Below are 21,597 nucleotides of genomic sequence, written 5' to 3'. Positions count from 1 at the left end.
AAAGTTATATAAAGAATTTACTTTAATACGCTTACGAGAAATATAGAATTTATTTGCTGGTTTTAATAAAAATAATAGTTGACTAAAGCCACTTTCTAATTTAAAGTAAATCTAAAATTCAGAATAGGATGAAAATTAAGAAATGTCAGAAAAAATAATACAAGATATAAAAAAGTTTAATCGTTTTTACACACGTCACATGGGGCTTTTTAACATTTACACCGATGAAAGTCCTTATTCAGCTACGGAAGCATTAATTCTATTTGAAATCTCCAACAAGAAAGACTGTACAGCTGCATATTTATCAAATTATTTTCTATTAGACAAAAGCTATATAAGTAGAATTCTAAAACATTTTGAACGAGATGGTCTTATAGCAAAGAAGCTTTCTGAATTGGATCGTCGTATTCAACATATAGAGCTCACAGATATAGGAGAGGAGGCATTAAAAACACTTGCTGATAAGGCTAGTAACACTGTTCAAAGTATGATTGATAAAATTTCTGAAGAAGAAATCGAAATCCTAGTTGAATCGATGAAAAAAATCGAAGAGATATTATATTCAAAAACTCAATAAGGGGGAGCATCGTTATATGAAAAAAAGTATCTTTGTTTTATTAGCAGTAAGTTTATTGTTAATGTTATCTGCTTGTACTGAGGGTACAGCAGGTACGAGTAATTCAGGTAAAGAAGGTAACACTTCCTCATCAAATAAAGATAGCCTTGTCATTGCATTTGAAGCTGATGCTGGAACTTTAATGGCAAATACAGACGTTAATTATGTAACTGACACACAAATTCGTAATGTCTATGATGCCCTTATTGGTCGGGATGGTCAATCTGGGGAATTCGTCCCTGAGCTTGCTGAAAAATGGGAAAACGTAGATGAATTGACTTGGAGATTGAATTTAAAAGAAGGAGTCAAATTTCATAATGGAGCTGATTTCGATGCCAATTCAGTCAAATTCAGCATTGACTACATCTTGGACGATGCGAATAAATCATTTTATAAAACTCGATGGGTGGACGTGAAAGAAGTGAAAGTTATTTCACCGTTGGAAGTTGAGATCAAAACAAGTAAGCCTTTCCCAGGCATAATTCAGCGTATTGCTGAAGATTTACTAATAATGGAACCAGGCTATGTTAACGAGGTAGGAACAGAAGTAGCAGCAAAAAAACCAGTAGGAACTGGAGCCTATAAATTTGTTGAATGGTCTAGAGACAACTATTTGAAATTAGAAGCTTTTGAGGATTATTGGAGAGGGAAACCACAAATTAAGACATTAGAGTTCCGTTATATCCCAGAATATAGTTCACGTTTATCTGCTTTCTTAAGTGGAGAAGTAGATTTGTTTAAAAATATTCCAGTGGATTCAGTTGGGAAAATTGAAGGTGATGATAAATCGAAAGTAGAAGAAGTTGCATCAGCACGTATTAATTACCTTGCTTTAAACACATTTTTTGATGGTCCACTAAAAAATGAAAAAGTTCGTCAAGCATTAAATTATGCGGTGGATGTAGATGAATTACTCAATTCGGTTTTGAATGGCCATGGGACAAAAATGACAGGTCCGCTTTCAGAAATCAATTCAGCCTACATCGAAACTAAAGGCTATGATTACGATAAAGAAAAGGCAAAAAGCTTATTGAAAGAAGCAGGATATGAATCTGAAACTTTAACCTTAACGTTGGATACACCAAATGGTCGTTATCCTATGGACTCCCAAGTTGCTCAAGCTATTGCTGCTCAGTTACAGCGAATTGGTGTGAAGGTCAATGTTCAAGTGAACGAGTGGGGAGCACATTTGGAGAAAATAAGAAATAGAGAAATGGGTGACATGTTTATTCTAGGATGGGGACCAGCATTCGATCCGCAATCTACAATTGAGGATCTCTTCACAAAAGTTGCACCGTACAGCAGTTTTTATGACAAAGACATTGAAACAAAAATTTATAAAACAACCGCTTTGTTTAATGAAGAGGAAAGACTTGATGGATTTGCTGAACTTCAAAATAGTTTAGTTAAAAAAGCTGCTTGGGTTCCTTTATGGCAACAGGCAGACTTATATGCTGTCCGAAAAGACTTGAATTTCAAAGCTCGAGTGGATGAGAAAATGCAAGCGTATGAGATGTCATGGAATTAAAAATTCTATTATAAATTGGGCGAATTAAGAGGGATTTGTTGTTTCCCTCTCTTTTAATAAATAGGTAATAAATATTTATCTGATTTAAGGGGGTTGAGTATGCTTGATTTTATAATCAAAAGACTGATTCAAGTAGTGGTTGTTGTCTTATTAGCGCTTACTGTTGTATTTTTTCTAATACGTTTATCTGGTGATCCAACAGCTCTGTTCTTACCCCCAGATGCTTCAAGGGAACAAATTGAGGAATATAGAGAAATGTTGGGGTTTGATCGTCCAATATATATTCAATATGGAGAATTTATGGTGAATGCGGTTCAAGGTGATTTTGGCCAATCTTTACGTAGTAGAGAAGATGCTTTACCACTCGTATTGAGTCGTTTACCTGCTACATTTCAGTTAGCAATATCAGCATTAATTCTTTCCTTATTGATTGCCATTCCTCTAGGTGTGCTTTCTGCTTATAAAAGAAATTCAGTTTTTGACAGAATTAGTGTCGCTTTTACTGTACTAGGTCAAGCTGTCCCAAGCTTTTGGCTAGGTCTAATACTCATTTACTTTTTTGCTGCTCAACTAAATATACTCCCTTCAGGTGGTGCAGGTTCAATAGTACATTTAATTCTTCCAATGATAACTCTAGCGGCTTATAGCGTAGCAAGGTTTACTCGCTTCACTAGATCCACCATGTTGGATGTGTTAAGAAAAGATTATATCCGAACCGCGAAGGCTTCAGGGGTGCCAACTATTCGATTAGTGGGGCGATACGCACTTAAAAATTCACTTATTCCAATTATCACGTTGGTAGCACTTGATTTAGGTACCTTACTCGGAGGTGCTGTTATTACAGAAGTCGTTTTTGCATGGCCAGGGGTTGGAAGGTTATTAATGCAATCCCTTATGAATAGAGATTTTCCAATCGTACTTGCTGGTGTATTTATCGTAGCCCTAATTTATGCAGTGATTAATTTCATTGCGGATATATTGTACGCATATGTTAATCCGCAAATTCGAGTAAAGTAGGTGAGTGAATGACAGTAAATTTTCCAAAAGTACCTCATACAACAAAGCTACTGAGTGTTAGAAAAAATAGACAATCGGCAATAACTACTTTTTTCTTAAATCTAATGAGAAGTTGGACAGGAATTATTGGATTTATTATCATACTAATCTTGCTATTAATAAGCATTTTCGGTCAATGGATTGTTCCTTTTGATCCTCTTCTTGCAGATTTCAGTAAAAAGTTGTTACCTCCTATGACTGGGGGTCATCTGTTAGGAACGGATCAGTTAGGAAGAGATATATTTTCTAGAATAATTATGGGAGCAAAAATATCCGTGATTATAGGTTTAAGTACTGTGCTTCTTGCTGGTACATTTGGAACAATTGTTGGAATCATCTCAGGCTACTTTAGGGGATGGGTTGATGTCGTATTAATGCGTATTGTTGATGTCCAATTAAGCTTTCCTTTTATTCTATTGGTTTTAGTAATTAACGCTATTATAGGATCAGGTCTTCGAAATATCATTATCTCACTTGCTATTGGAGGCTGGGTTATTTTTGCCCGTGTCATTCGGAGCGAAGTTCTTGCATTACGTGAACAAGAATTTATAACTGCATGTGTGGCAACAGGTGTTTCAAAATTTGGGATATTGTTCAAACACATTCTTCCTAACTTATTTACACCAATTATTATCCTGTCTTCCCTTCAAATTGGGACTTATATTATTGCAGAAGCCTCTGTAAGTTTCTTGGGTTTTGGTGTTCAACCTCCAGAACCAGCATGGGGCAATATGTTGAATGAAGGTAAGGATTATATTTTCAGTTCGTGGTGGCTAATCACATTTCCCGGAATCGCCATTATGATTACTGCTCTGGGTGTTAACCTTTTTGGAGATTGGCTCCGTGATACATTGGATACGGAATTGAAAGGTGAATAGCGAGGAGGGACGATTGTAATGGAAAAAATCTTGCAAGTAAAAGACTTACGTATTCAATTTAATAATGGCAAAGAGAAAATCCAACCTATAAGAGGGGTATATTTTCATGTGAATAAAGGAGAAACCCTCGGCATTGTAGGTGAGTCAGGATGCGGGAAAAGTGTGACATCCCTATCTGTTATGGGACTTCTCCCGCAAAAAACGAGCGAAATTGTTTCTGGAGAAATTCTATTCAATGATAGAGATTTATCGAAATTAACTGAAAGAGAGTTTCGCAAACTACGCGGGAATGAGATTTCAATGATATTCCAAGAACCCATGACTTCCTTGAATCCTGTATTTACTATTGGTAAACAACTGAGCGAACCTTTAAGGCAACATAAGAAGATGTCTAAATCTAAAATACGGGAAACGATTATTGCAGTTTTAAAGCAGGTTGGTCTTCCGAGAGCTGAGCAGATTATCGATGAATATCCACATCAATTGTCTGGAGGGATGAGACAAAGGGTGATGATTTCACTTGCTTTGTTGTGTCAGCCTAAGCTCATGATTGCAGATGAACCTACAACAGCCTTAGATGTTACGATACAAGCCCAGATATTAGAGTTGCTAAAAAATATTAAAAGAAAGAATGATATGAGTTTAATACTGATTACACATGATTTAAGTGTTGTTGCAGAAATGTGTGATCGTGTAGTCGTAATGTATGCTGGTGAAGTAGTAGAGGAGGCAGAAGTAAATGAATTATTCGATCAACCGTTGCATCCATATACCCAAGGACTTATACAATCATTGCCATCGAATAATAAAAGAAAGAGTAAACTGTTTTCCATCCAAGGACAAGTACCAAAACCATCTGAAATTAAAGAAGGTTGTGTATTCGCAAATAGATGCCCATTTGTATTTGGAAAATGTTTGACAGAAACTCCCCCCTCTTTTCAAAAGGGAAAGCATATTAGCAAATGTTGGCTTCAGAATCCAGAGGGAATGGAGGTGAAGCATATTGGAGAATCAAGTACTGTTATCAGTTAAAAATTTAAAAAAGTATTATGAAATTTCCCAAGGAATGTTTAAAGAAAAGATTGTAGTAAGAGCTGTGGATGATGTGAACTTTACGGTAATGAAAGGGGAAACCTTTGCATTGGTGGGGGAGTCTGGATGTGGTAAATCAACAACAGGCAGGGCGATATTAAGATTGACTGAACCAACTGATGGAGAAGTCAAATTCAACGGAACAAATTTAGGTTTATTACCATATGAGAAAATGCGTTCTCTTCGTAAACATATGCAAATGGTATTTCAAGACCCATATGCTTCACTAAATCCGAAAAAAAGTATCCGGCAAATATTGATGGAACCATTGAAGGTTCATAGCAAATTTGACAAAAAAGAATCTTTACAAAAGGTTATTTCGATACTTCAGATAGTCGGATTATCTGAGTATCATTTGGACCGGTATCCTCATGAATTTTCTGGTGGTCAAAGACAGCGAATCGGGATTGCACGCGCGATGATACTTCAGCCAGATTTTATTATTGCAGATGAACCAGTATCTGCTTTAGATGTATCAGTACAATCACAAGTAATCAATCTGATGCTCGAACTACAGAAAGAATTTGGGTTAACTTATTTGTTTATTTCACACGATTTAAGCGTTATTCAGCATATGACTGACCGTGTAGCAGTAATGTACTTGGGGAAAATCGTGGAGATTGCGAAAACAGAAGATTTGTTTAATAACCCGAAGCATCCATATACCCAAGCCCTACTATCTGCAGTACCGATAACTCATCCAAAAGAAAAGAAACAAAGAATTATTTTGAAAGGGGATGTGCCTAGTCCGGCTAACCCGCCATCTGGATGTACGTTTCACCCAAGGTGCCCATTCGCAATGGAGATATGCAAAACAGAGTTACCAGATCAAGCTGAATTTGAAGAAGGTCACACGGTAAATTGCCATTTATATAGCCAAAACAAGGAGGAGATTACTTATGCTATTAGCCATTCCTAAGTATGAATTTAAGGAGCGCCAACAAAAGTTTTTTGGGAAATTAGTTGAAAAAAATTGTGATGCTGCAATCGTGTTTTCAGTAACAGATATCTTTTATTTAACTGGTTTCCATTTCCACCCAACAGAGAGACCAATCGGGGTATTTATAGACCCTAACCAAAATGTTCACTTATTTGTACCTGAATTGGAGCATGAACATGCTAAAGAATACGGTGTTGTAGATTTTGTTCACTCATATCCTGAATATCCAGGAATTAAACATCCAATGGAGTACTTAAAGGAAGTATTAAAGGAGTACGGATTTGAAAATAAAACAGTAGGCTATGATGCTATTGGGTATGGTTCCTCAATGGGCTATCGTGGTCAGTCGGTAGATGCAATAATTACCGTCAAAGAATTTGTAACATTAAAAGGTGTTATAGAGGAAATGCGTTTTATTAAATCTAAAAATGAAATTGAGCTAATTAAAGAATCTTGTCGTTGGGGTAATTTAGCACATCGATTATTGCAAAAGTATACTAAAGCCGGATTGAGCGAGATTGAGATTACTAGCAGAGCTTCTATGGAAGCTACTATGGCAATGATTGAAACATTAGGGCAAGAATATAAGCCTCACGGGAGTACTGCTTATGCTATTTTCAGAGGCCAAATCGGCCCACAATCCGCATTTCCGCATGCTGTAACTCAAAATATTGTGCTGAAAAAAGGTGATACTTTAGTAACTGGAGCTGCTTCAGACGTCTTTGGTTATACGAGTGAATTGGAGAGAGTTATGTTTGTAGAAGAAGCAAACAAAGAGCAAGAGAGATATTTCCAATACATGTATGAAGCACAAGAAGTGGCGTTTTCAGCAATAAAACCTGGTATACCATGCTCTGCAGTTGAGGAGTCGGTTCAAAAATACTTTAAAGAAGCTGGAATAACAGAATTAACCAGCCATCATACAGGTCACAATATTGGATTACTTGGTCATGAAGCACCATTCTTTGATTTAGGAGATCATACAGAAATAAAGCCTGGAATGGTATTTACTGTGGAACCTGGTATTTATGTAAAGGGACTAGGCGGATTCAGACATTCAGATACGGTTCTTGTCACTGACGAAGGCATCGAAATGTTAACATATTATCCTAGAGATTTGCAGTCTCTCATTTGTTGATAGATTACTTTACACTTGGCCATGTTCTGGCTAAGTGTTTTTTTCTACCTAAAAATACATATAGTGTTTACCCTCAGTCTTTACGATTTACCGTAGATATTAATCAAACCTTAAATTCATCTATTAGCAAAATAAGCAGAAATAGAAATGAACCAAAAATACATACATATTAAAATTAATATAATATAAAAGTCAAAAGAAGTTACTACTAAAATAATAAAAATCATAAAAAGTGTATACAATACGGTGACTAAAATACTGAAAGGAAGTTTGTTTTTAAGACTTACTTCTACTTGCAAAATTATAAAAATCATTGAAGTCAAAATTGGCCACCAAAACATAAATATATTGTAAAACATATAACCACTTCCTTTTTTTGGTTTATATGGATAAAATAATATTATACATTAATGGTAGAGGTGGTGGTATAAAATGAAACTTAAAAAGATTTATTACTATTTTTGCAGGATTAACAATTCTATCTATTTCAATTTTCGGATCATCAACAACTGAAGTAGCAGTCGCTAGTCATCCGGGTTATGATGATGCAGCACTTTGCGTAATAGCTTATTAGTCTAACTCCGCCGCCTCCTTTTCCAGAACTTTGTACAATAGTGTCGTCGAAATTGGACTATTGGCTCTCTGATTGGAAACAACCATGCAGAAGAGGTAATATCACGTGTATAGTCTTCGATCAATTCTCTTGTTGTGCGTGGAATCAAAAAGCGCTTGGTTTTCTTCGTATTTTGCTTGTTTATTCCCAAATGTGTTTTCCCTCGTCCACTTGCTGTGTTTCAATGATATTATCAAAATGAAACTTTTATAAAACTCTTACGTAAATACATAAATAACAACTTCTATGGAGGTGCCCACATGAAAGATATATTTAAAGGTATTCTAACACTAATCTTAGCCTTAGCTATATGGGATGGAATCAAATACATATGGAATTATTTTGTTTAAACTCCGACTAAATAGCCATTCTTTGGTTGTGTTGCTGTTTTAATAAATATTTTCAATCATCTGTTTCGTTTAATGTGTCAAAAATGGGACATAACAAAATAATAGCAATATGGTCCCGATTTATAGGGTAGGGGTAACTATATTTACAATGAATTTCGCCTATTTTTTAGCTGAGAATCGTGTTTATACAGCTGTCTTAGAGGGATTAAGTGATCAACCAGTTTTGAAAAATTGGCTTAAAAGATATACAAGTGTCCCTACAAGTTGGAAAAGCTATTGCAGAGGAAGAGACACAAGAAATATGTATTTTATGAAATCTATTGGCTTATCATTTAACGTTTCCAGACTTTTTATCAAAGTTCTTTTAATAACGTTAGGTTTTGATTTTCAATTTCCCTCATTGTTAATATGGGATAAAAACATATAAATAATCAAGAGATTTGATTAATAAGTTATTTTTTGTGTCGATAAAATAATCGTGCTCATCTCTATAGATATCCTTATTAACTAAAACTTTTTTACAAGTTCGAATAAATCTCTTAAACGATTTCCTCAATTTGAATTCAATAGTTAAATTATTTACGTTTTTTTATTCAAGTTTTTATAATAAATTGTGTGTAAAGTTTATTTTTTAAATTATAGGGAATATTAAAAACCGAGAAGTAAATTCAGAAAGGATGAATGTAAATGAAAAATTGGAAAATGGCATTAGGGGTACCACTTTTGTTTGGTATGTTGTACGGTTGTGGTTCTGACAAGGCAACAGATAAAACGGGTGACACGACTGTTAAACAGGAAGAAACGGATACTAACACTAATACAGATACAAATGCGAATACAGATACAAATACAAACACGGACACAAACAAAGATATGAATAACAATGGACAAGCAGGGACAACGGAAAATTTACCTTATAATTTTGCAGAGTTTTCGTTAGATGTTGATTATTCACCGACAGAATCTTATGAAGTTGATTACGAAAATGAAACTACAGGTGTAGAAGTTGAGTTAGATGATGACCGTAATAATGTGAAGCTTAGAGGAGACGAAGCTTTGTCTAAGTTAGAGCCTATGTTTAAGAAGCTTAAATTTGATGCATCTACAGCAAATGATGAAGTAATCGATCATGTGATTTCTGTCTTTGGCATAGATAAAAACTATACTTCGTTTGAACTTGAAGTGAAATTCGCGGATGGAACAGAGAAGGAATATAAGAAAACAAAGTAAGATAAGAATGTGTTTTAAAATACTATCACAATATTCAAAAGCTCCTTGCAATTTTTCGTAGCAAGGAGCTTTTTCTCGAAATTTTGTATATTTATTAACCTTGTGAAATGTCTACTCTTCTGAATTTATAAGTACTTGTTTTTTCGGTTTACTACGAGACCACACTACTACTGGGATCAGTAAAAGTGAGAGAGTACTTCCTACAAAGGAAAGTGTAGCATAACTAGAACTTGCTACGACGATGCCTGACATTGCTCCGGCAGATGCTCCAGATAAGGCGATTAAAACATCTACTGTCCCTTGCGTTTTTGCACGAGTAGTAATATTCGTGGCATCTACAATAAGTGCTGTTCCACTAATAAAGCCAAAGTTCCAACCCATGCCAAGTAAAACAAGCGCAAGGATTAAGAAAGGCAACGAATCTCCAGGCGCTAAAGCTGCAACAATGCCAGATGCTAGCAGTGTTGCACCAGCAGCAATGGCCATAGTGATACGGCCCATTTTGTCTACGAGTATTCCAGTTATAAGGGATGGGAGATACATTGCTCCAATATGAAAGCCAATTACCAAACCTATTGCATTTAATCCATGTCCATGATGTCCCATATGTACTGGTGTCATAGTCATTATTGATACCATGACTATTTGTGTTAAGACCATTATTGTAGCTCCAACTATTATACCTCGTTTATTCGTTAGTTGAGTCGTAGAATATGCTTTTGAATTTTTACTATTATTAGTGTCCTTAGCTTCTGCAATTGCTTTTGCCACGATGAAAGGATCTGGGCGAAGAAAAATAAGTATTACTAACCCTGCTAAGATAAAAGCCGCTGCACCAAGTATAAATGGACCAGCTAATGGTGGAATACCTATGGAGATAGCCACCCCTCCCATTACGCCTACTAAATTGGGCCCTGCGACCGCACCTAATGTCGTTGACACCATAGCTATACTGACAGCAGTTGCTCTCTGAGTAGAATTTGCTAAGTCTGTACCCGCGTAGCGTGCTTGTAAGTTAGTCGCTGTACCAGCACCATAAATAAGTAGTGAAGCAAAGAGTAGAATGATGTTATCTGTTGTAGCAGCTAATATTACACCTAATGCCCCAACTCCTCCAGCTAAAAAGCCAGTTGTGAGACCCATACGACGTCCAAACCGTTGAGTTAGGCGACCTACAATTAGCGCTGCACTTGCTGAACCTAAAGTTAAGAATGCTACAGGCAATCCTGCAAAACTATCTGTACCCAGCATATCTTGAACTAAAAGTGCCCCAACAGTTACTCCCGCAGCTAGCCCAGCACCACCAAATATTTGTGACATAACAATAATGAATAATGTTCGCTTATACAATTGTCGCTGTTTTTCTGGAGACTCAATATAACTTTGTAACCACGAAGCTTGGGTTTTTAATGCTTTAGAATCGTTATCTTCAATTGCCAATACAAGTCCGCCTTTCAATAAATAAAAATTAATTCACATGATTAGTTGTGAATTTATGTGTTTTTAAGGAACTTACTTTAATGCACTTCGACTATATAAGATATTCTTCGGAATTAACAATATACAAAGCTTCCTTATTTTTAAATAGGGTTACTATAACAACTCTAGTATTCTTCTAGTTTATAGGTGATAGAGTAATTTATCAATAATTCTGAAAAAATTTGTAGTTCAATCAATTTAAAATAATCCTTTGAATAAGAACACTGCTGTACACCATATAAAAATACTTGAACATTTATTGAAAAGATTCATTAGTGTTCCTGAGCTATCAACTTTTTTCATCGTTGCTCCTGCTAATGTAATACCGATAAACCAACACCATGATACGGCAATACAAGTAACAGTGAAAATAACTTGTTCCATGCCAGTGTATCGTAATGCACTTGTCCCAATTACAGCTACCGTATCTAAAATAGCATGTGGATTTAATAGTGACACCGATAATGCAAAGATGATTTGTTTCTTCATCGTTAAGTTTTTTCCTGTCTCAACTGTTGCCGGTTTAGAAGTCCAAATGGAATACCCCATATAAAGTAAAAAAATGATTCCAACACTCATTAACCCCAAGCGTAACCATTCAAATTGCAATACGATGGCAGATAAGCCAAACACCGCAAGTACAATAAGCAAAGTATCACAAAGTGAAGCAGCAATAGTCGCAGGTAGTGCCTTCAATAAATTTGGTTGCGAAGCACCTTGCGAGAAAATAAAAACGTTTTGTACACCTAAAGGTAAAATAAGTCCAAATGCTAGTAAAAATCCATGTAATATAGCTTCCATATCAAAAAACTCCCTTCCATTACAACTTTATCTATGTTACAACTAAAAGAAAACATCCAATTGGTTGGTTTTTAACCCAACCAATTTTTTAAAAAAGGAGAAGATCTTTTTGCAATGGAAACCAAAACGACATTCACAATTATCACTTCATAGTCAAATTGTTGATTGGATGACTTCTCTTATACAACAAGGTGAATGGACAATAGGGATGAATCTCCCACCCCAACGAAAGTTAGCTGAAATGTTGGAAGTGAACCGTAGTACTATTATTCAAGTATTAGATGAGTTAAAGGCCGATGGATTACTTGAAACAAAAAGAGGCGGGGGAACTTTTGTGGCTAATAATAGCTGGAATGTTCTACTAAACAAATCACAGCCTAATTGGCAAAAGCATATTCAGATGAGTATTCATAAGCCTAATTACCATACAATTCAACTAATCAATGAATATGAGCAAGATGTATCCATGATACGGTTAGGTACGGGAGAACTGTCTCCAGAATTATTGCCAACCAATTTACTAGAAGAATCACTACAATCCATGACACTTAATGCTCGAGATATAGGTTATTCAGAACCTAAAGGGAGTAAAAGACTGAGAATGGTATTAAGTGATTATTTGGGTAAACAAGGTATTCATACGTCTCCTGAAAGTATATTAATCGTTTCGGGTGCGTTACAAGCGCTTCAATTAATTTCAGTAGGATTACTTGAACAGCAATCCATTATTTTTCAAGAGCATCCTTCTTATTTGAATTCTATTCATCCCTTTCAATCTGCTGGAATGCAGATGGTGTCAGTACAAAGCAATGAACGTTTAGCTGAAACATTAAAAACTTTAAAGGGAAAAAGACAATCTCTTTTTTATACTGTACCTACATTACATAATCCTACTGGGCGAATAATGTCAGTGGAGGAACGCCATCAATTATTGGAAATCTGTAGTACGTTACAAATACCAATCATTGAAGATAATGTATACCAAGAATTATTATTTGAGGAATCTGTTCCGGCTCTAAAATCATTTGATCACTCAGGACAAGTTTTATATTTGGGTAGTGTATCAAAGACTTTAAGTCCAGGACTCCGAATTGGCTGGGTAGTCGCGCCTGAACCGGTTATTAATCGACTTGCTGATATTAAAATGCAAACCGACTACGGATCTAGTGCTTTTTCACAAAAAATCGTCGCACATTGGATAGAGACTGGATTATATGATCAACATCTTGGACAACTGCGTCAACAATTACAACAGCGTACTTCATTTGTTGAAAGGATATTAACAAAAGATTTTAAAGAAGTAGCAACATGGGATAAGCCAAAAGGGGGCTTTTATATTTGGCTACGATTTAATGAGCCTATAGTTAATAAAGGATTGTTTTTAAAACTTATAAAGCAAAAGGTTCTTATCAATCCTGGTTACATATATGATCCTAATGATATGCATCATATACGTTTGTCTTATGCATATGCTTCATTGGCTGAATTACAAGAGGGGCTGGCTATATTGTTATCCATTATTAAATTACAATAACCAATTGAAACTGGTGTTTATGTGATAAAGTTATTACTTCAAGAAGCGAAAATGTATTTTGGAATTAATCAACATTTAAAAAGCAATCTCATCCTGAGGTTGCTTTTTTGTATCACTTAATGATATATTACTTTTAGATATATCATTAAGTGATACATTTGGAGGTGCTAAGTTGAAATCACTTGAACAATTAACAGATCCAGTTTTTTATATTATGACAGCATTGGCAAAACCAAAGCATGGCTATGCAGTGATGAGCTTAGTGGAGGAAACAACGAATGGCGCATTTGTCATTGGACCTGCTACTTTATATACGATTATTAAAAAGTTATTAGCTGAAGAATTGATAGTGCTACATGACGCATCAGATTCTCGCCGTAAGGTATATGTACTTACGGAAAAAGGGAGAACCGTTTTAAAAGAAGATATTGAACGCCGCAAAATAATGATTACGTTAGCGGAAAATGAACTTACAAAGGGGGGCTAAGTATGACGAATATGAAATATATGATGTCTGGGGGATTAGCATTTTCCGAGCAAAAGGATATGCAAAAGTTACAGAAGAATGCACAAAAAGGATGGCATTTAAGTAGTTTTGCAACACTTGGTTACAACTTAGAGAAAAAGGACCCAGAGGATGTACAGTATAGTATTGATTATCGTAAGTTAGAAAAAGATGAAGAGGAGGAATATTTTGAATTATTTTCTACAGCCGGTTGGACACATGTATGTTCAAGTTATGAAATGCATATTTTCAAAGCTACACCTAAAACAAAACCAATTTACACTGATGTAGAATCGAATATTGATAAAATTGCACGATTAGCTAGACCAGTTAATATTTCCACCATTTTTGTTGCACTTATTGCTATGTTATTTTGGGTGATCATGACATTTACAAATAGTCCGTTTCAGCAAATAGGTACATGGCTATTTATAGGTTCATATGTATTATTGATGCCGATGCTAGGGATGCTTGTTGTTCTACAGTATCGAAAGTGGATAAAAAAGAGTTAAATGTATTGATAAGTTGAAATGAAGTTCGATAATTTGACTATTTTCTATGGAAAGTTTGGTCTATATTTAACTTATTTTATAAAATAGTTATTGGTAAAACTCCATTTCCTATATTAAGTAGTATCTTAAGTAAGGAGCCTATATGGCTCCTTTTTCAACAGCTAGAATAAAGTTTATTCTATTAGTGAGGAATTTCAGAATAGAATAATGTCTATTAGAAGAAGTGATGAAAGTACATGTAATTAACATAGTGAAAGTAATAATACTTGTATAATCTTAAAGCAATTATTACCTAATCTAAATGATAAGGATACGGTATTTTTACAGCCCTATTAATGGATATAATTCCCTTTATTGTTGTAAACTAATTATTAGCTTTATATATTTATGTTTTTAGGAGGAATTATGAGGGAAATCACTTTATCTAATGGAAAAACAGTTGCCGTTGAATGCTTGAGTTGTGCAATAACAAATGGTCTAATTGAAATTGATGGTGGTGTAATAGTTGAAACAGAGTATTTTCACGCGCATCAAGACGTTGCATATCCGATAAAGGGGTTAGTTATTTTAGCATCGAAACGACATATTAAATGTTTGGATGAATTAAATGAAGAAGAAATGATTGATTACATAAACTTATTATCTAAGATTAGAAAAGCACAAAGAGAGGTACTGGGCATAGAACATGTTTATTACTTTTATAATGAAGATACCACCCATCACTTTCACACTTGGATGGTTCCTCGCTACGAATGGATGAACGAGTTTGGTCGTTCCGTCGAATCAGTTAGGCCAGTTTTGCTTCATGCAAGGAACGAATTAAATAATGGTGAAAATGTAAATAGAGTAATTGAAGGAATAGATGCATTAAGAGAAGAATTAAATAAGTACTATCTTATTTTTCAATGAAAGCACTCCTATGTTTAGTAGGGTGTTGATTCAAACGTAGAAGTTCATGATTCCTGCATAACATTTCGAAACTTATATGGGTTACCGCTAGAAATAGTATCACCGTAAAGCCGGATAAGGGGTATTGAGATAATCTCACCCGCAATAATAATTATCGTTGCACTTCTGGGAAATCAAAATAACTCACAAACAATGATTTGACACTTAAAACTTTAGATTCGAAATGTATAAATGACATGTCTATGGTTTCCTTTATAAGTAAAGAGTTTCGTATACCTTAAAAATGTGGTATTTGTTTATTCAATATTCGATAAAACCTGTCTCAACATAAGTGATTTCTCCGGTATTCACATCTATTTTTTCAATATGCGCTTTTGTTCTTGGAAAATCAATTAAATAGACAAGGCTATAAACATTATTTACAAGATTTACTCGTTCAAAAGATAGGGACAAGCTCATTTCATTTTTGAAAATAGTATCAGCTGTTTTTAATGAGATACGAGGTTTTTTGATTAACTTTAAAGCGGCATAGTCTATTGTATTAACGATAATATTGTAGAAGCATCCTGAACGACGTCCCATAGTCATTTCTATCGCATATTCATGTAATAATATTTTTTCAAAATGGTAAACAAAGCGAAATGAAATAAATTGATCTTCAGTTCCTTCCATTGGCTTGTTTATCGAACGGAACGGGCTATATTGGAATATATGATCATAGTATACTTGTTCTTCAAGTTTATAGTGTGTATAGTAGTCGACGACAAGAATTTTCAGCACTTGAAGAGCCTTATTATATAGTGTGTTGTAGGGAAGTGGGTCTCCTACTTCATGATTAAGTTCTGCTATTACGGAATAATTGTAACCAGCATCGTTTTCCACTTTAATAATTTTCGGTATTTCGTCAGTTAAATGATTGCCTTGTAAAAGTTCTGTAAGTGTTTGATTCACCTGTATATCAGGCAATGGTGCCCATGTTGGTAATTCGATTTCTATCATATCGTTCGCCGTAGATAAATGACCATCTACAGTAATGCCAAAAATTGTATGTATAGGAGTATATGTATAGACATATGTTGGTTCAGTTTGAATCGTTAACTCAATCAATTGCTCTTTCATAATAATTCCCTTCGCTTCTTCAGCAGTCAGCTTTATTTCAGGATAAAGCAATGTATACAGATCCCTATAAAAATTAGCAGACAAAATATATCCCTCAGGAGAAATCGTAAGCATAGCGCCACTATTAGGGATAGGCAACCCCAATTTATCATCAAGTTTTTCATAGATGGCCATAAAATAATTCTCTACATTAACAAAACCATCTAAAGTGAGCGTACGACAATCAAACTCTTTTACAAATTGATTTGCAACATTAATAAGTTCTTCTATTGGAAGTAACTCCTCTTTTATAATTTCATTATGAAAAGAGAAACTTAAGAGTTGACCTTGTTCGTCTAATTCCAGAGTCCCTTCAGCTGGACTCCCTAAAATTACAAAAATGTTGTCTTCGATTTCTTGTATACTTTTTATGTGTTGAGATACGTATTTTTGTAATTTTTTTAGCATTTTTTCATATCCTTTCGAATTAATTGAATTAATCATTTTCTATTAGTTTAACAGATATACCAATGGTTATATTTTGATAATAAAGAAATCATTTGTCTATTCAGTCCAAATCAAATATGCATCTATCTAAATAATTCCTTGTATCCAAAACTGGAGGGGGAAAAAGTGTGCTCTAAAATCATCAAATACGTTAGATCTAGATACATACTGATTACATCTTGTAGTAGGATTAATTGAATGGGTATTTGTTATTGACAACCTTCTTAATGGTGTATATTGTAAATGCATATCGAGAATATCAAAATTCAACTTATTATCCATATAGAGGTGCTAAGGCTATTAAATAAATAATGGGATGTGTATTGATGATGAATGACTTTTTTCAAGCTGATATTATGTTAGAAAATGCGAGAGTATTGGTTGTCCCTTTTTCATTAAAATATAAAGAACCACTAAAGAAAATAGTTTTCGATGAGCATATATGGAGATATATGGGTTTCTCTATTCGCACAGAACATGAATTAGAAGAATATATAGATACAACCTTATTAGAAAAGCTAGAAGGGAAAGCATATCCATTTATTATTATTGATAAAGAAAGTGAAAGTGTAATAGGTAGTACAAGGTTAGGAAATATAAATTTTCATAACAAACGTTTGGAAATTGGATGGACTTGGTATGGTACAAAGTTCCAAGGAACAGGACACAATAAAGCTTGTAAATATGAATTGTTACGATATGTTTTTGAACAAATGAAATTTAACCGAGTTCAATTTAGTGCAGATATTGATAATAAAAAATCACAAAACGCAATTATAAAGCTAGGTGCTAAACAAGAAGGAATTTTTCGAAGCAATTATATAGATCAGTATGGAAAGCAAAGAGATGATGTATATTTTAGTATTATTGCAGATGAATGGTTTGATACGAAAAAGAAATTCTTTAGTGAGTATGACTAAAATTGAATTATATATTTATTAATAGGGGTTTTATTAAAGCGAGAAAATCTTAATATACATAAACATCTCTAAGTAATTAAGATTCTTTTTCAGAGGTGTTTTTTTCTTGAGATTATATAATATAGAGGTGATAACGATGATAGTCGTAAGTTCATGTTTGGCAGGATTAAAGGTAAGATATAACGGTACACATAGTTTAAATCATAAAATTCATAAACTAATAGAAGAAAAAAAGGCTGTAACTGTATGTCCTGAACTGTTAGGTGGTTTCTCAACACCAAGAGAACCTGCGGAAATAATAGGAGGTAATGGGGAAGATGTACTGGACGGGAAGGCTAAAGTAATTGAACAGTCAGGTAGAGATGTTACGGAATTATACATAAAAGGTGCTTTTGCTACACTTAAAAAGGTACAGGAGCTAAATGCAACTATAATTGTCCTCAAAGAATATAGCCCATCATGTGGTAGTACAATGATTTATAATGGACAATTTGAAAATGAAAAAATTGTCGGAAATGGTGTGACAACTGCTTTACTCAAAAGAAATGGATTACAAGTAATCTCAGAAGAACAGTTTTCCGAAGTTAAGGTTGAGGTATAACAAAGATAACTATGTTAAAGAATTCCAGGCTAACGTAAATTAAAAAGTCATTTAATATGTAGGAGAATATAATGAAGAATCTAGAAGAAATATGGGCTAAAAGATTCCGACAATATTTGAAAGAACTTTTTAAATACCTACGGTTTGTCTTTGCTACAAGTTATATAGCTATAATTATTGCCGGAAGCTTTGCTGTTGCTTATTATATGAAATGGTTACAGGTGGTTCCGCATGATTTCCCTTCTGAGTTGCTAGTATCCACTGTTTGTGGGATATTGTTGTCATTTAGTAGTCCGACAACATTAATTCGTGAACCTGACCAGGTCTATTTTTTACAGTTAGAGTCCGGAATGGGTAGCTTTTTTAAAAAAGCACTGATATGGACATACTGGTCGCAAATTTTCGGTGTATTAGTCATATATATTGCTGCAATTCCACTTTTATTAAGTGTGGAAAGTCCATCTCTATGGAAAATCTCATTGGGATTTTGTACGATACTAATCTTAAAATATTTAAATGTTCAAATTGAGTTTTCAAATCATCGGAAGCAGCAGGGGAGATATCACTTTTTTAATCGTTTACTTCGGTTGTGCATTTCAATTATTGTATTGAAACTTGCTATCGAGGGTGAAATCATTCTCTTCTTTGTTATTATTGTCATATTATTAGCATATGAGAAACAGGATAGAAAGAAAGCTATATTAGAACCTATTCCGTATGACTATTTTTCGAAGATCGAAAGTGCTCGAATGGCTCGATTTTATCGATTTGTGAGTTATTTTACAGATGTACCTTTTTTAAAAGAAAATATTAGTCGAAGAGCATGGCTAGATTTTGCGACTAAACTTATACATTACGATCAAAAGAATACTTCTCTTTATTTAATAGTTCGTACATTTATGAGAACAGATGAGTCTATCTATTTATGGTTGAGGTTAACGATTATTTCAGCTTTTATAGTAGCTTTTGTAAACGTACCTTTTGTTGTATGGGTGATTGTAAGTGCCTTGTCATTTGCAACGACATACCAAATTAAACATATGTTCATTTCTCCGAGGGGTGTTCGAATGAATGCCTTTTATCCGATTCCAGTAACTAATCAACAAATAGCCGTGAATAAGCTATTACGTACATTGATGCTATTACAAAGTAATATTGTTTTGTTAAGTAGCTTTGTACAAACAGTTTCATTTATTAGTTTCATACTAATACTTATCATAGGGAAAATGACAATTCGCTTTACTGGAACGAAGTAACACAGCGATATTATTGGTCGGAAAAATAATCATAAAAAAGAGATCAATTCAGTTAACTGAATTGATCTCTTTTTGTAATTAATAATTCGGACGATTATTATTTTGTTGTTGTGTATGAATAGCTAGTAGACGTTGTTTTAATTCGCCTTCCATACGAGCAATTTCAATTTCAGCAGCTTTTCGTTTTTGACGTCCATCTGCTTGGATTTGAAGAGTTTCTTCGATTGTTTGAAGAAGGTTTTCTTGTGTTTTTTTCAAAGTATCGATTTCGATGAGACCGCGTTCGTTTTCTTTTGCAGTTTCAATGGTATTTACTTTTAGCATTTCAGAGTTTTTAAGTAACAGGTCGTTCGTTGTTTTAGTAACTTGTTTTTGTGCTTCTACGGCTCTTCGTTGATTGTTTAAAGTAAGAGCGATAGCAATTTGGTTTTTCCATAAAGGGATAGCCGTCATAATTGAAGCTTGAATTTTCTCTGCTAACGTTTGGTTCGTTTGTTGGATCATTCGGATTTGTGGCGCAGATTGAATTGTAATTTGACGAGATAGTTGTAAGTCGTAAATACGTTTTTCAAGACGATCCACGAATTGAGCTAAATCATTTACTTCTTGTACAAGCATTTGGTCGTTAGCAAATTCTGCTTTTTGACGTAATTCTGGTAATAATTTGGCTGTGATTTCGTCGCGTTTTAGTTCAGCTGCAGCGATATAAACATTCAATGCTTCGAAATACGTTTTGTTTTGCTCATATAGTTTATCAAGCATTTGCACATCTTCTACTAAACCGCGTTTAGAATGTTCCAATTGAATGCCTATGCGGTCAATTTGTGTGCTAAGTTTTTGATATTTTGTCATCATTTCTTGGATTGGACGTGCTATTTTACCGAAAAGTTTGCGAAGACCTGACTTTTTATCTTGAGAAAGTTCTTCAGGATCGATTTCAGATAGCTTATCCATTAAATCTTTTAAGACATCACCCACTGGACCAATATCTTTACGTTGTACATGGTCAAGCATTTGATGAGAAAAGCGTGAAAGTTCGTTTTGAGCATTAGCACCGTAAGTTAAAATGGATTCATAGTTACCAACTGGAATTTGCGAAGCAAGTTGTTCCGCTTTCTTTTTATCCTCATCCGATAATCGGTCAATTTGTTTGACGGGCATGTCCGGAGTAGGAGATACAGATGGTGCTTTCGCTAGTTCTGGTTGCATATCAAACGGATTACTAAGTAGGTCGTCCATTGATTTAATTGGTTCGGGTGAAGATGGATTATTCGTCATATAAATTCTCCTTTCGAGCTAGCAAAGGCTTGTTTTTTTGCGTTGAGATCTGTGCAAAATCAAGTTCCATTTTTAACTCTTCTATATCAGATGCTAAAACTGCTCGTAGATCTTCTTGCATTGTATGATTTAAGTCTTCTAATGTATCGCGCGTTTGTTGAAGAGCTATATGAACATCTATGTCTTTAATCGGTTGCGTTGAGAGTAGGGCATATTTCTCAGTTAATTCAGCAGCTGATTCTAGATGTGCATAAAAGAAATCTTCAGCTTGGTAAAATTTCTTTGGGTTTGTCCGTACGATTTGGAAAATCCGTTTTGCTAATCGATTCATTTCAAATAGTTGTTTAAAGGCCGAGATAGAGCGAACCTTTGTGTAGTGTCGATTTAAGTTTTTAATTTGTGCTTCTGCAAGCATCATTTGTTCTTTAATGTGACGATATTCTGAGCGAGTTATGCCTACCAGTTTCAATTGCTTTCTTACTTGAACTTTTTTCACAATATAGGCTGTTGTAAAATAAGTGATTAAACCTAAGCCAGAACATTCAAGAAAATTCAGTTTAAAACCAAATAGAAATACAAACCACATGAAGAAAGTAAAAGGGATTGTGATTGCATATCTTGCTAGAAAGTGTCGGAAATTGAGCATTTTAAATTCCTCCTTAAACACCCTAATATTATGTACGAAATAGATACAAGAAAGTTTCACTTTATCGTACAAAAAAGAGTCGGTTAAAACTATATCCGACTCCATAGAAG

The 21,597-nt window shown here is 34.4% G+C and carries 20 protein-coding genes; 15 read left to right on the top strand and 5 right to left on the bottom strand.

All coding sequences use genetic code 11. The features are described from left to right. Positions 1-142: 142 nt before the first annotated feature. The 8 genes from MKY02_RS13445 (at position 143) to MKY02_RS13410 (ending at position 9,441) form a co-directional block, all read left to right on the top strand. The gene (locus tag MKY02_RS13445; RefSeq protein WP_038189426.1) at positions 143-577 is read left to right on the top strand and encodes a MarR family winged helix-turn-helix transcriptional regulator; all 435 of its coding nucleotides are present in this window, start codon (positions 143-145) and stop codon (positions 575-577) included. Positions 578-593: 16 nt separating this feature from the next. Next, positions 594-2,144, top strand: a complete 1,551-nt coding sequence (locus MKY02_RS13440) for an ABC transporter substrate-binding protein (protein WP_038189423.1) — start codon at positions 594-596, stop codon at positions 2,142-2,144. A 99-nt stretch (positions 2,145-2,243) separates the two neighbouring features. After that, positions 2,244-3,161 (top strand): ABC transporter permease, encoded by a 918-nt coding sequence (locus MKY02_RS13435; protein WP_076035109.1) that lies wholly within the window; start codon positions 2,244-2,246, stop codon positions 3,159-3,161. An 8-nt stretch (positions 3,162-3,169) separates the two neighbouring features. Next, on the top strand, positions 3,170-4,078 hold the full coding sequence (locus MKY02_RS13430) for an ABC transporter permease (RefSeq protein WP_038189416.1): 909 nt from the start codon (positions 3,170-3,172) through the stop codon (positions 4,076-4,078). An 18-nt stretch (positions 4,079-4,096) separates the two neighbouring features. Next, positions 4,097-5,110, top strand: coding sequence for an ABC transporter ATP-binding protein (locus MKY02_RS13425; RefSeq protein WP_340711362.1), 1,014 nt, complete (start codon positions 4,097-4,099; stop codon positions 5,108-5,110). Positions 5,111-5,144: 34 nt separating this feature from the next. Next, positions 5,145-6,089 carry an ABC transporter ATP-binding protein gene (locus MKY02_RS13420; protein WP_051448827.1) on the top strand — a complete coding sequence of 315 codons (945 nt, stop codon included), beginning with the start codon at positions 5,145-5,147 and terminating at the stop codon, positions 6,087-6,089. Further along, a complete protein-coding gene (locus MKY02_RS13415) occupies positions 6,070-7,248 on the top strand; it encodes a M24 family metallopeptidase (protein WP_340711359.1) in 1,179 nt (392 codons plus the stop codon). The genes MKY02_RS13420 and MKY02_RS13415 overlap by 20 nt, the downstream gene beginning before the upstream one ends. A gap of 1,650 nt (positions 7,249-8,898) precedes the next feature. Then, positions 8,899-9,441: a YusW family protein gene (locus MKY02_RS13410; protein WP_038189399.1), complete on the top strand. Its 543-nt coding sequence runs from the start codon at positions 8,899-8,901 to the stop codon at positions 9,439-9,441. Between the two features lie 111 nt (positions 9,442-9,552). Here the strand turns inward: MKY02_RS13410 and MKY02_RS13405 are convergent, their stop codons facing one another. Together MKY02_RS13405 and MKY02_RS13400 are read right to left on the bottom strand one after the other, a co-directional pair. Next, positions 9,553-10,875, bottom strand: a complete 1,323-nt coding sequence (locus tag MKY02_RS13405; RefSeq protein WP_412104699.1) for an MFS transporter — start codon at positions 10,873-10,875, stop codon at positions 9,553-9,555. A gap of 243 nt (positions 10,876-11,118) precedes the next feature. After that, a complete protein-coding gene (locus MKY02_RS13400) occupies positions 11,119-11,721 on the bottom strand; it encodes a LysE/ArgO family amino acid transporter (protein WP_038189392.1) in 603 nt (200 codons plus the stop codon). Between the two features lie 109 nt (positions 11,722-11,830). Here MKY02_RS13400 and MKY02_RS13395 point away from each other — a divergent pair, with 109 nt between their 5' ends. The 4 genes from MKY02_RS13395 (at position 11,831) to MKY02_RS13380 (ending at position 15,181) form a co-directional block, all read left to right on the top strand. Beyond that, positions 11,831-13,255 (top strand): aminotransferase-like domain-containing protein, encoded by a 1,425-nt coding sequence (locus tag MKY02_RS13395; RefSeq protein WP_076065849.1) that lies wholly within the window; start codon positions 11,831-11,833, stop codon positions 13,253-13,255. 172 nt (positions 13,256-13,427) lie between these two features. Continuing rightward, positions 13,428-13,742: a PadR family transcriptional regulator gene (locus MKY02_RS13390; protein ID WP_038189386.1), complete on the top strand. Its 315-nt coding sequence runs from the start codon at positions 13,428-13,430 to the stop codon at positions 13,740-13,742. Between the two features lie 2 nt (positions 13,743-13,744). Continuing rightward, complete coding sequence (locus MKY02_RS13385; RefSeq protein ID WP_076035113.1) at positions 13,745-14,272, top strand: DUF2812 domain-containing protein; 528 nt, start codon at positions 13,745-13,747, stop codon at positions 14,270-14,272. 405 nt (positions 14,273-14,677) lie between these two features. Continuing rightward, positions 14,678-15,181: an HIT family protein gene (locus MKY02_RS13380; RefSeq protein WP_340711357.1), complete on the top strand. Its 504-nt coding sequence runs from the start codon at positions 14,678-14,680 to the stop codon at positions 15,179-15,181. A gap of 300 nt (positions 15,182-15,481) precedes the next feature. On the opposite strand, the gene MKY02_RS13375 is transcribed toward MKY02_RS13380, so the two are convergent. Next, positions 15,482-16,747 carry a hypothetical protein gene (locus tag MKY02_RS13375; protein ID WP_340711356.1) on the bottom strand — a complete coding sequence of 422 codons (1,266 nt, stop codon included), beginning with the start codon at positions 16,745-16,747 and terminating at the stop codon, positions 15,482-15,484. A 365-nt stretch (positions 16,748-17,112) separates the two neighbouring features. On the opposite strand from MKY02_RS13375, the gene MKY02_RS13370 reads away from it, so the two are divergent. From MKY02_RS13370 to MKY02_RS13360, 3 genes are all read left to right on the top strand, one after another. Next, on the top strand, positions 17,113-17,706 hold the full coding sequence (locus MKY02_RS13370; RefSeq protein ID WP_076035115.1) for a GNAT family N-acetyltransferase: 594 nt from the start codon (positions 17,113-17,115) through the stop codon (positions 17,704-17,706). A gap of 136 nt (positions 17,707-17,842) precedes the next feature. Beyond that, the gene (locus MKY02_RS13365; RefSeq protein ID WP_038189376.1) at positions 17,843-18,307 is read left to right on the top strand and encodes a DUF523 domain-containing protein; all 465 of its coding nucleotides are present in this window, start codon (positions 17,843-17,845) and stop codon (positions 18,305-18,307) included. Between the two features lie 71 nt (positions 18,308-18,378). Next, entirely contained in the window at positions 18,379-19,563 is a 1,185-nt protein-coding gene (locus MKY02_RS13360) for an ABC transporter permease (RefSeq protein WP_340711353.1), read from the top strand. A gap of 78 nt (positions 19,564-19,641) precedes the next feature. Here MKY02_RS13360 and MKY02_RS13355 read toward each other — a convergent pair whose 3' ends face one another. Continuing rightward, positions 19,642-20,841, bottom strand: coding sequence for a toxic anion resistance protein (locus MKY02_RS13355; RefSeq protein WP_038189370.1), 1,200 nt, complete (start codon positions 20,839-20,841; stop codon positions 19,642-19,644). After that, entirely contained in the window at positions 20,831-21,487 is a 657-nt protein-coding gene (locus MKY02_RS13350; RefSeq protein WP_038189367.1) for a 5-bromo-4-chloroindolyl phosphate hydrolysis family protein, read from the bottom strand. The genes MKY02_RS13355 and MKY02_RS13350 overlap by 11 nt, the downstream gene beginning before the upstream one ends. Positions 21,488-21,597: the final 110 nt, after the last annotated feature.

This window comes from Viridibacillus sp. FSL R5-0888 (assembly GCF_038009105.1).
GTDB classification, from domain to species: domain Bacteria; phylum Bacillota; class Bacilli; order Bacillales_A; family Planococcaceae; genus Viridibacillus; species Viridibacillus arenosi.
Note: the sequence above shows the minus strand (reverse complement) of the source record. Positions and strands in the feature narration are given on the sequence as shown.

Excerpts from the sequence above, each read along its gene's own strand:
- MKY02_RS13365 (WP_038189376.1), top strand. The coding sequence starts at position 17,843 with ATGATAGTCGTAAGTTCATGTTTGGCAGGATTAAAGGTAAGATATAAC.
- MKY02_RS13435 (WP_076035109.1), top strand. The coding sequence starts at position 2,244 with ATGCTTGATTTTATAATCAAAAGACTGATTCAAGTAGTGGTTGTTGTC.
- MKY02_RS13360 (WP_340711353.1), top strand. The coding sequence starts at position 18,379 with ATGAAGAATCTAGAAGAAATATGGGCTAAAAGATTCCGACAATATTTG.
- MKY02_RS13415 (WP_340711359.1), top strand. The coding sequence starts at position 6,070 with ATGCTATTAGCCATTCCTAAGTATGAATTTAAGGAGCGCCAACAAAAG.
- MKY02_RS13410 (WP_038189399.1), top strand. The coding sequence starts at position 8,899 with ATGAAAAATTGGAAAATGGCATTAGGGGTACCACTTTTGTTTGGTATG.
- MKY02_RS13430 (WP_038189416.1), top strand. The coding sequence starts at position 3,170 with ATGACAGTAAATTTTCCAAAAGTACCTCATACAACAAAGCTACTGAGT.
- MKY02_RS13420 (WP_051448827.1), top strand. The coding sequence starts at position 5,145 with ATGTTTAAAGAAAAGATTGTAGTAAGAGCTGTGGATGATGTGAACTTT.
- MKY02_RS13350 (WP_038189367.1), bottom strand. The coding sequence starts at position 21,487 with ATGCTCAATTTCCGACACTTTCTAGCAAGATATGCAATCACAATCCCT.
- MKY02_RS13355 (WP_038189370.1), bottom strand. The coding sequence starts at position 20,841 with ATGACGAATAATCCATCTTCACCCGAACCAATTAAATCAATGGACGAC.
- MKY02_RS13445 (WP_038189426.1), top strand. The coding sequence starts at position 143 with ATGTCAGAAAAAATAATACAAGATATAAAAAAGTTTAATCGTTTTTAC.
- MKY02_RS13375 (WP_340711356.1), bottom strand. The coding sequence starts at position 16,747 with ATGCTAAAAAAATTACAAAAATACGTATCTCAACACATAAAAAGTATA.
- MKY02_RS13440 (WP_038189423.1), top strand. The coding sequence starts at position 594 with ATGAAAAAAAGTATCTTTGTTTTATTAGCAGTAAGTTTATTGTTAATG.
- MKY02_RS13385 (WP_076035113.1), top strand. The coding sequence starts at position 13,745 with ATGACGAATATGAAATATATGATGTCTGGGGGATTAGCATTTTCCGAG.
- MKY02_RS13380 (WP_340711357.1), top strand. The coding sequence starts at position 14,678 with ATGAGGGAAATCACTTTATCTAATGGAAAAACAGTTGCCGTTGAATGC.
- MKY02_RS13400 (WP_038189392.1), bottom strand. The coding sequence starts at position 11,721 with ATGGAAGCTATATTACATGGATTTTTACTAGCATTTGGACTTATTTTA.
- MKY02_RS13425 (WP_340711362.1), top strand. The coding sequence starts at position 4,097 with ATGGAAAAAATCTTGCAAGTAAAAGACTTACGTATTCAATTTAATAAT.
- MKY02_RS13370 (WP_076035115.1), top strand. The coding sequence starts at position 17,113 with ATGATGAATGACTTTTTTCAAGCTGATATTATGTTAGAAAATGCGAGA.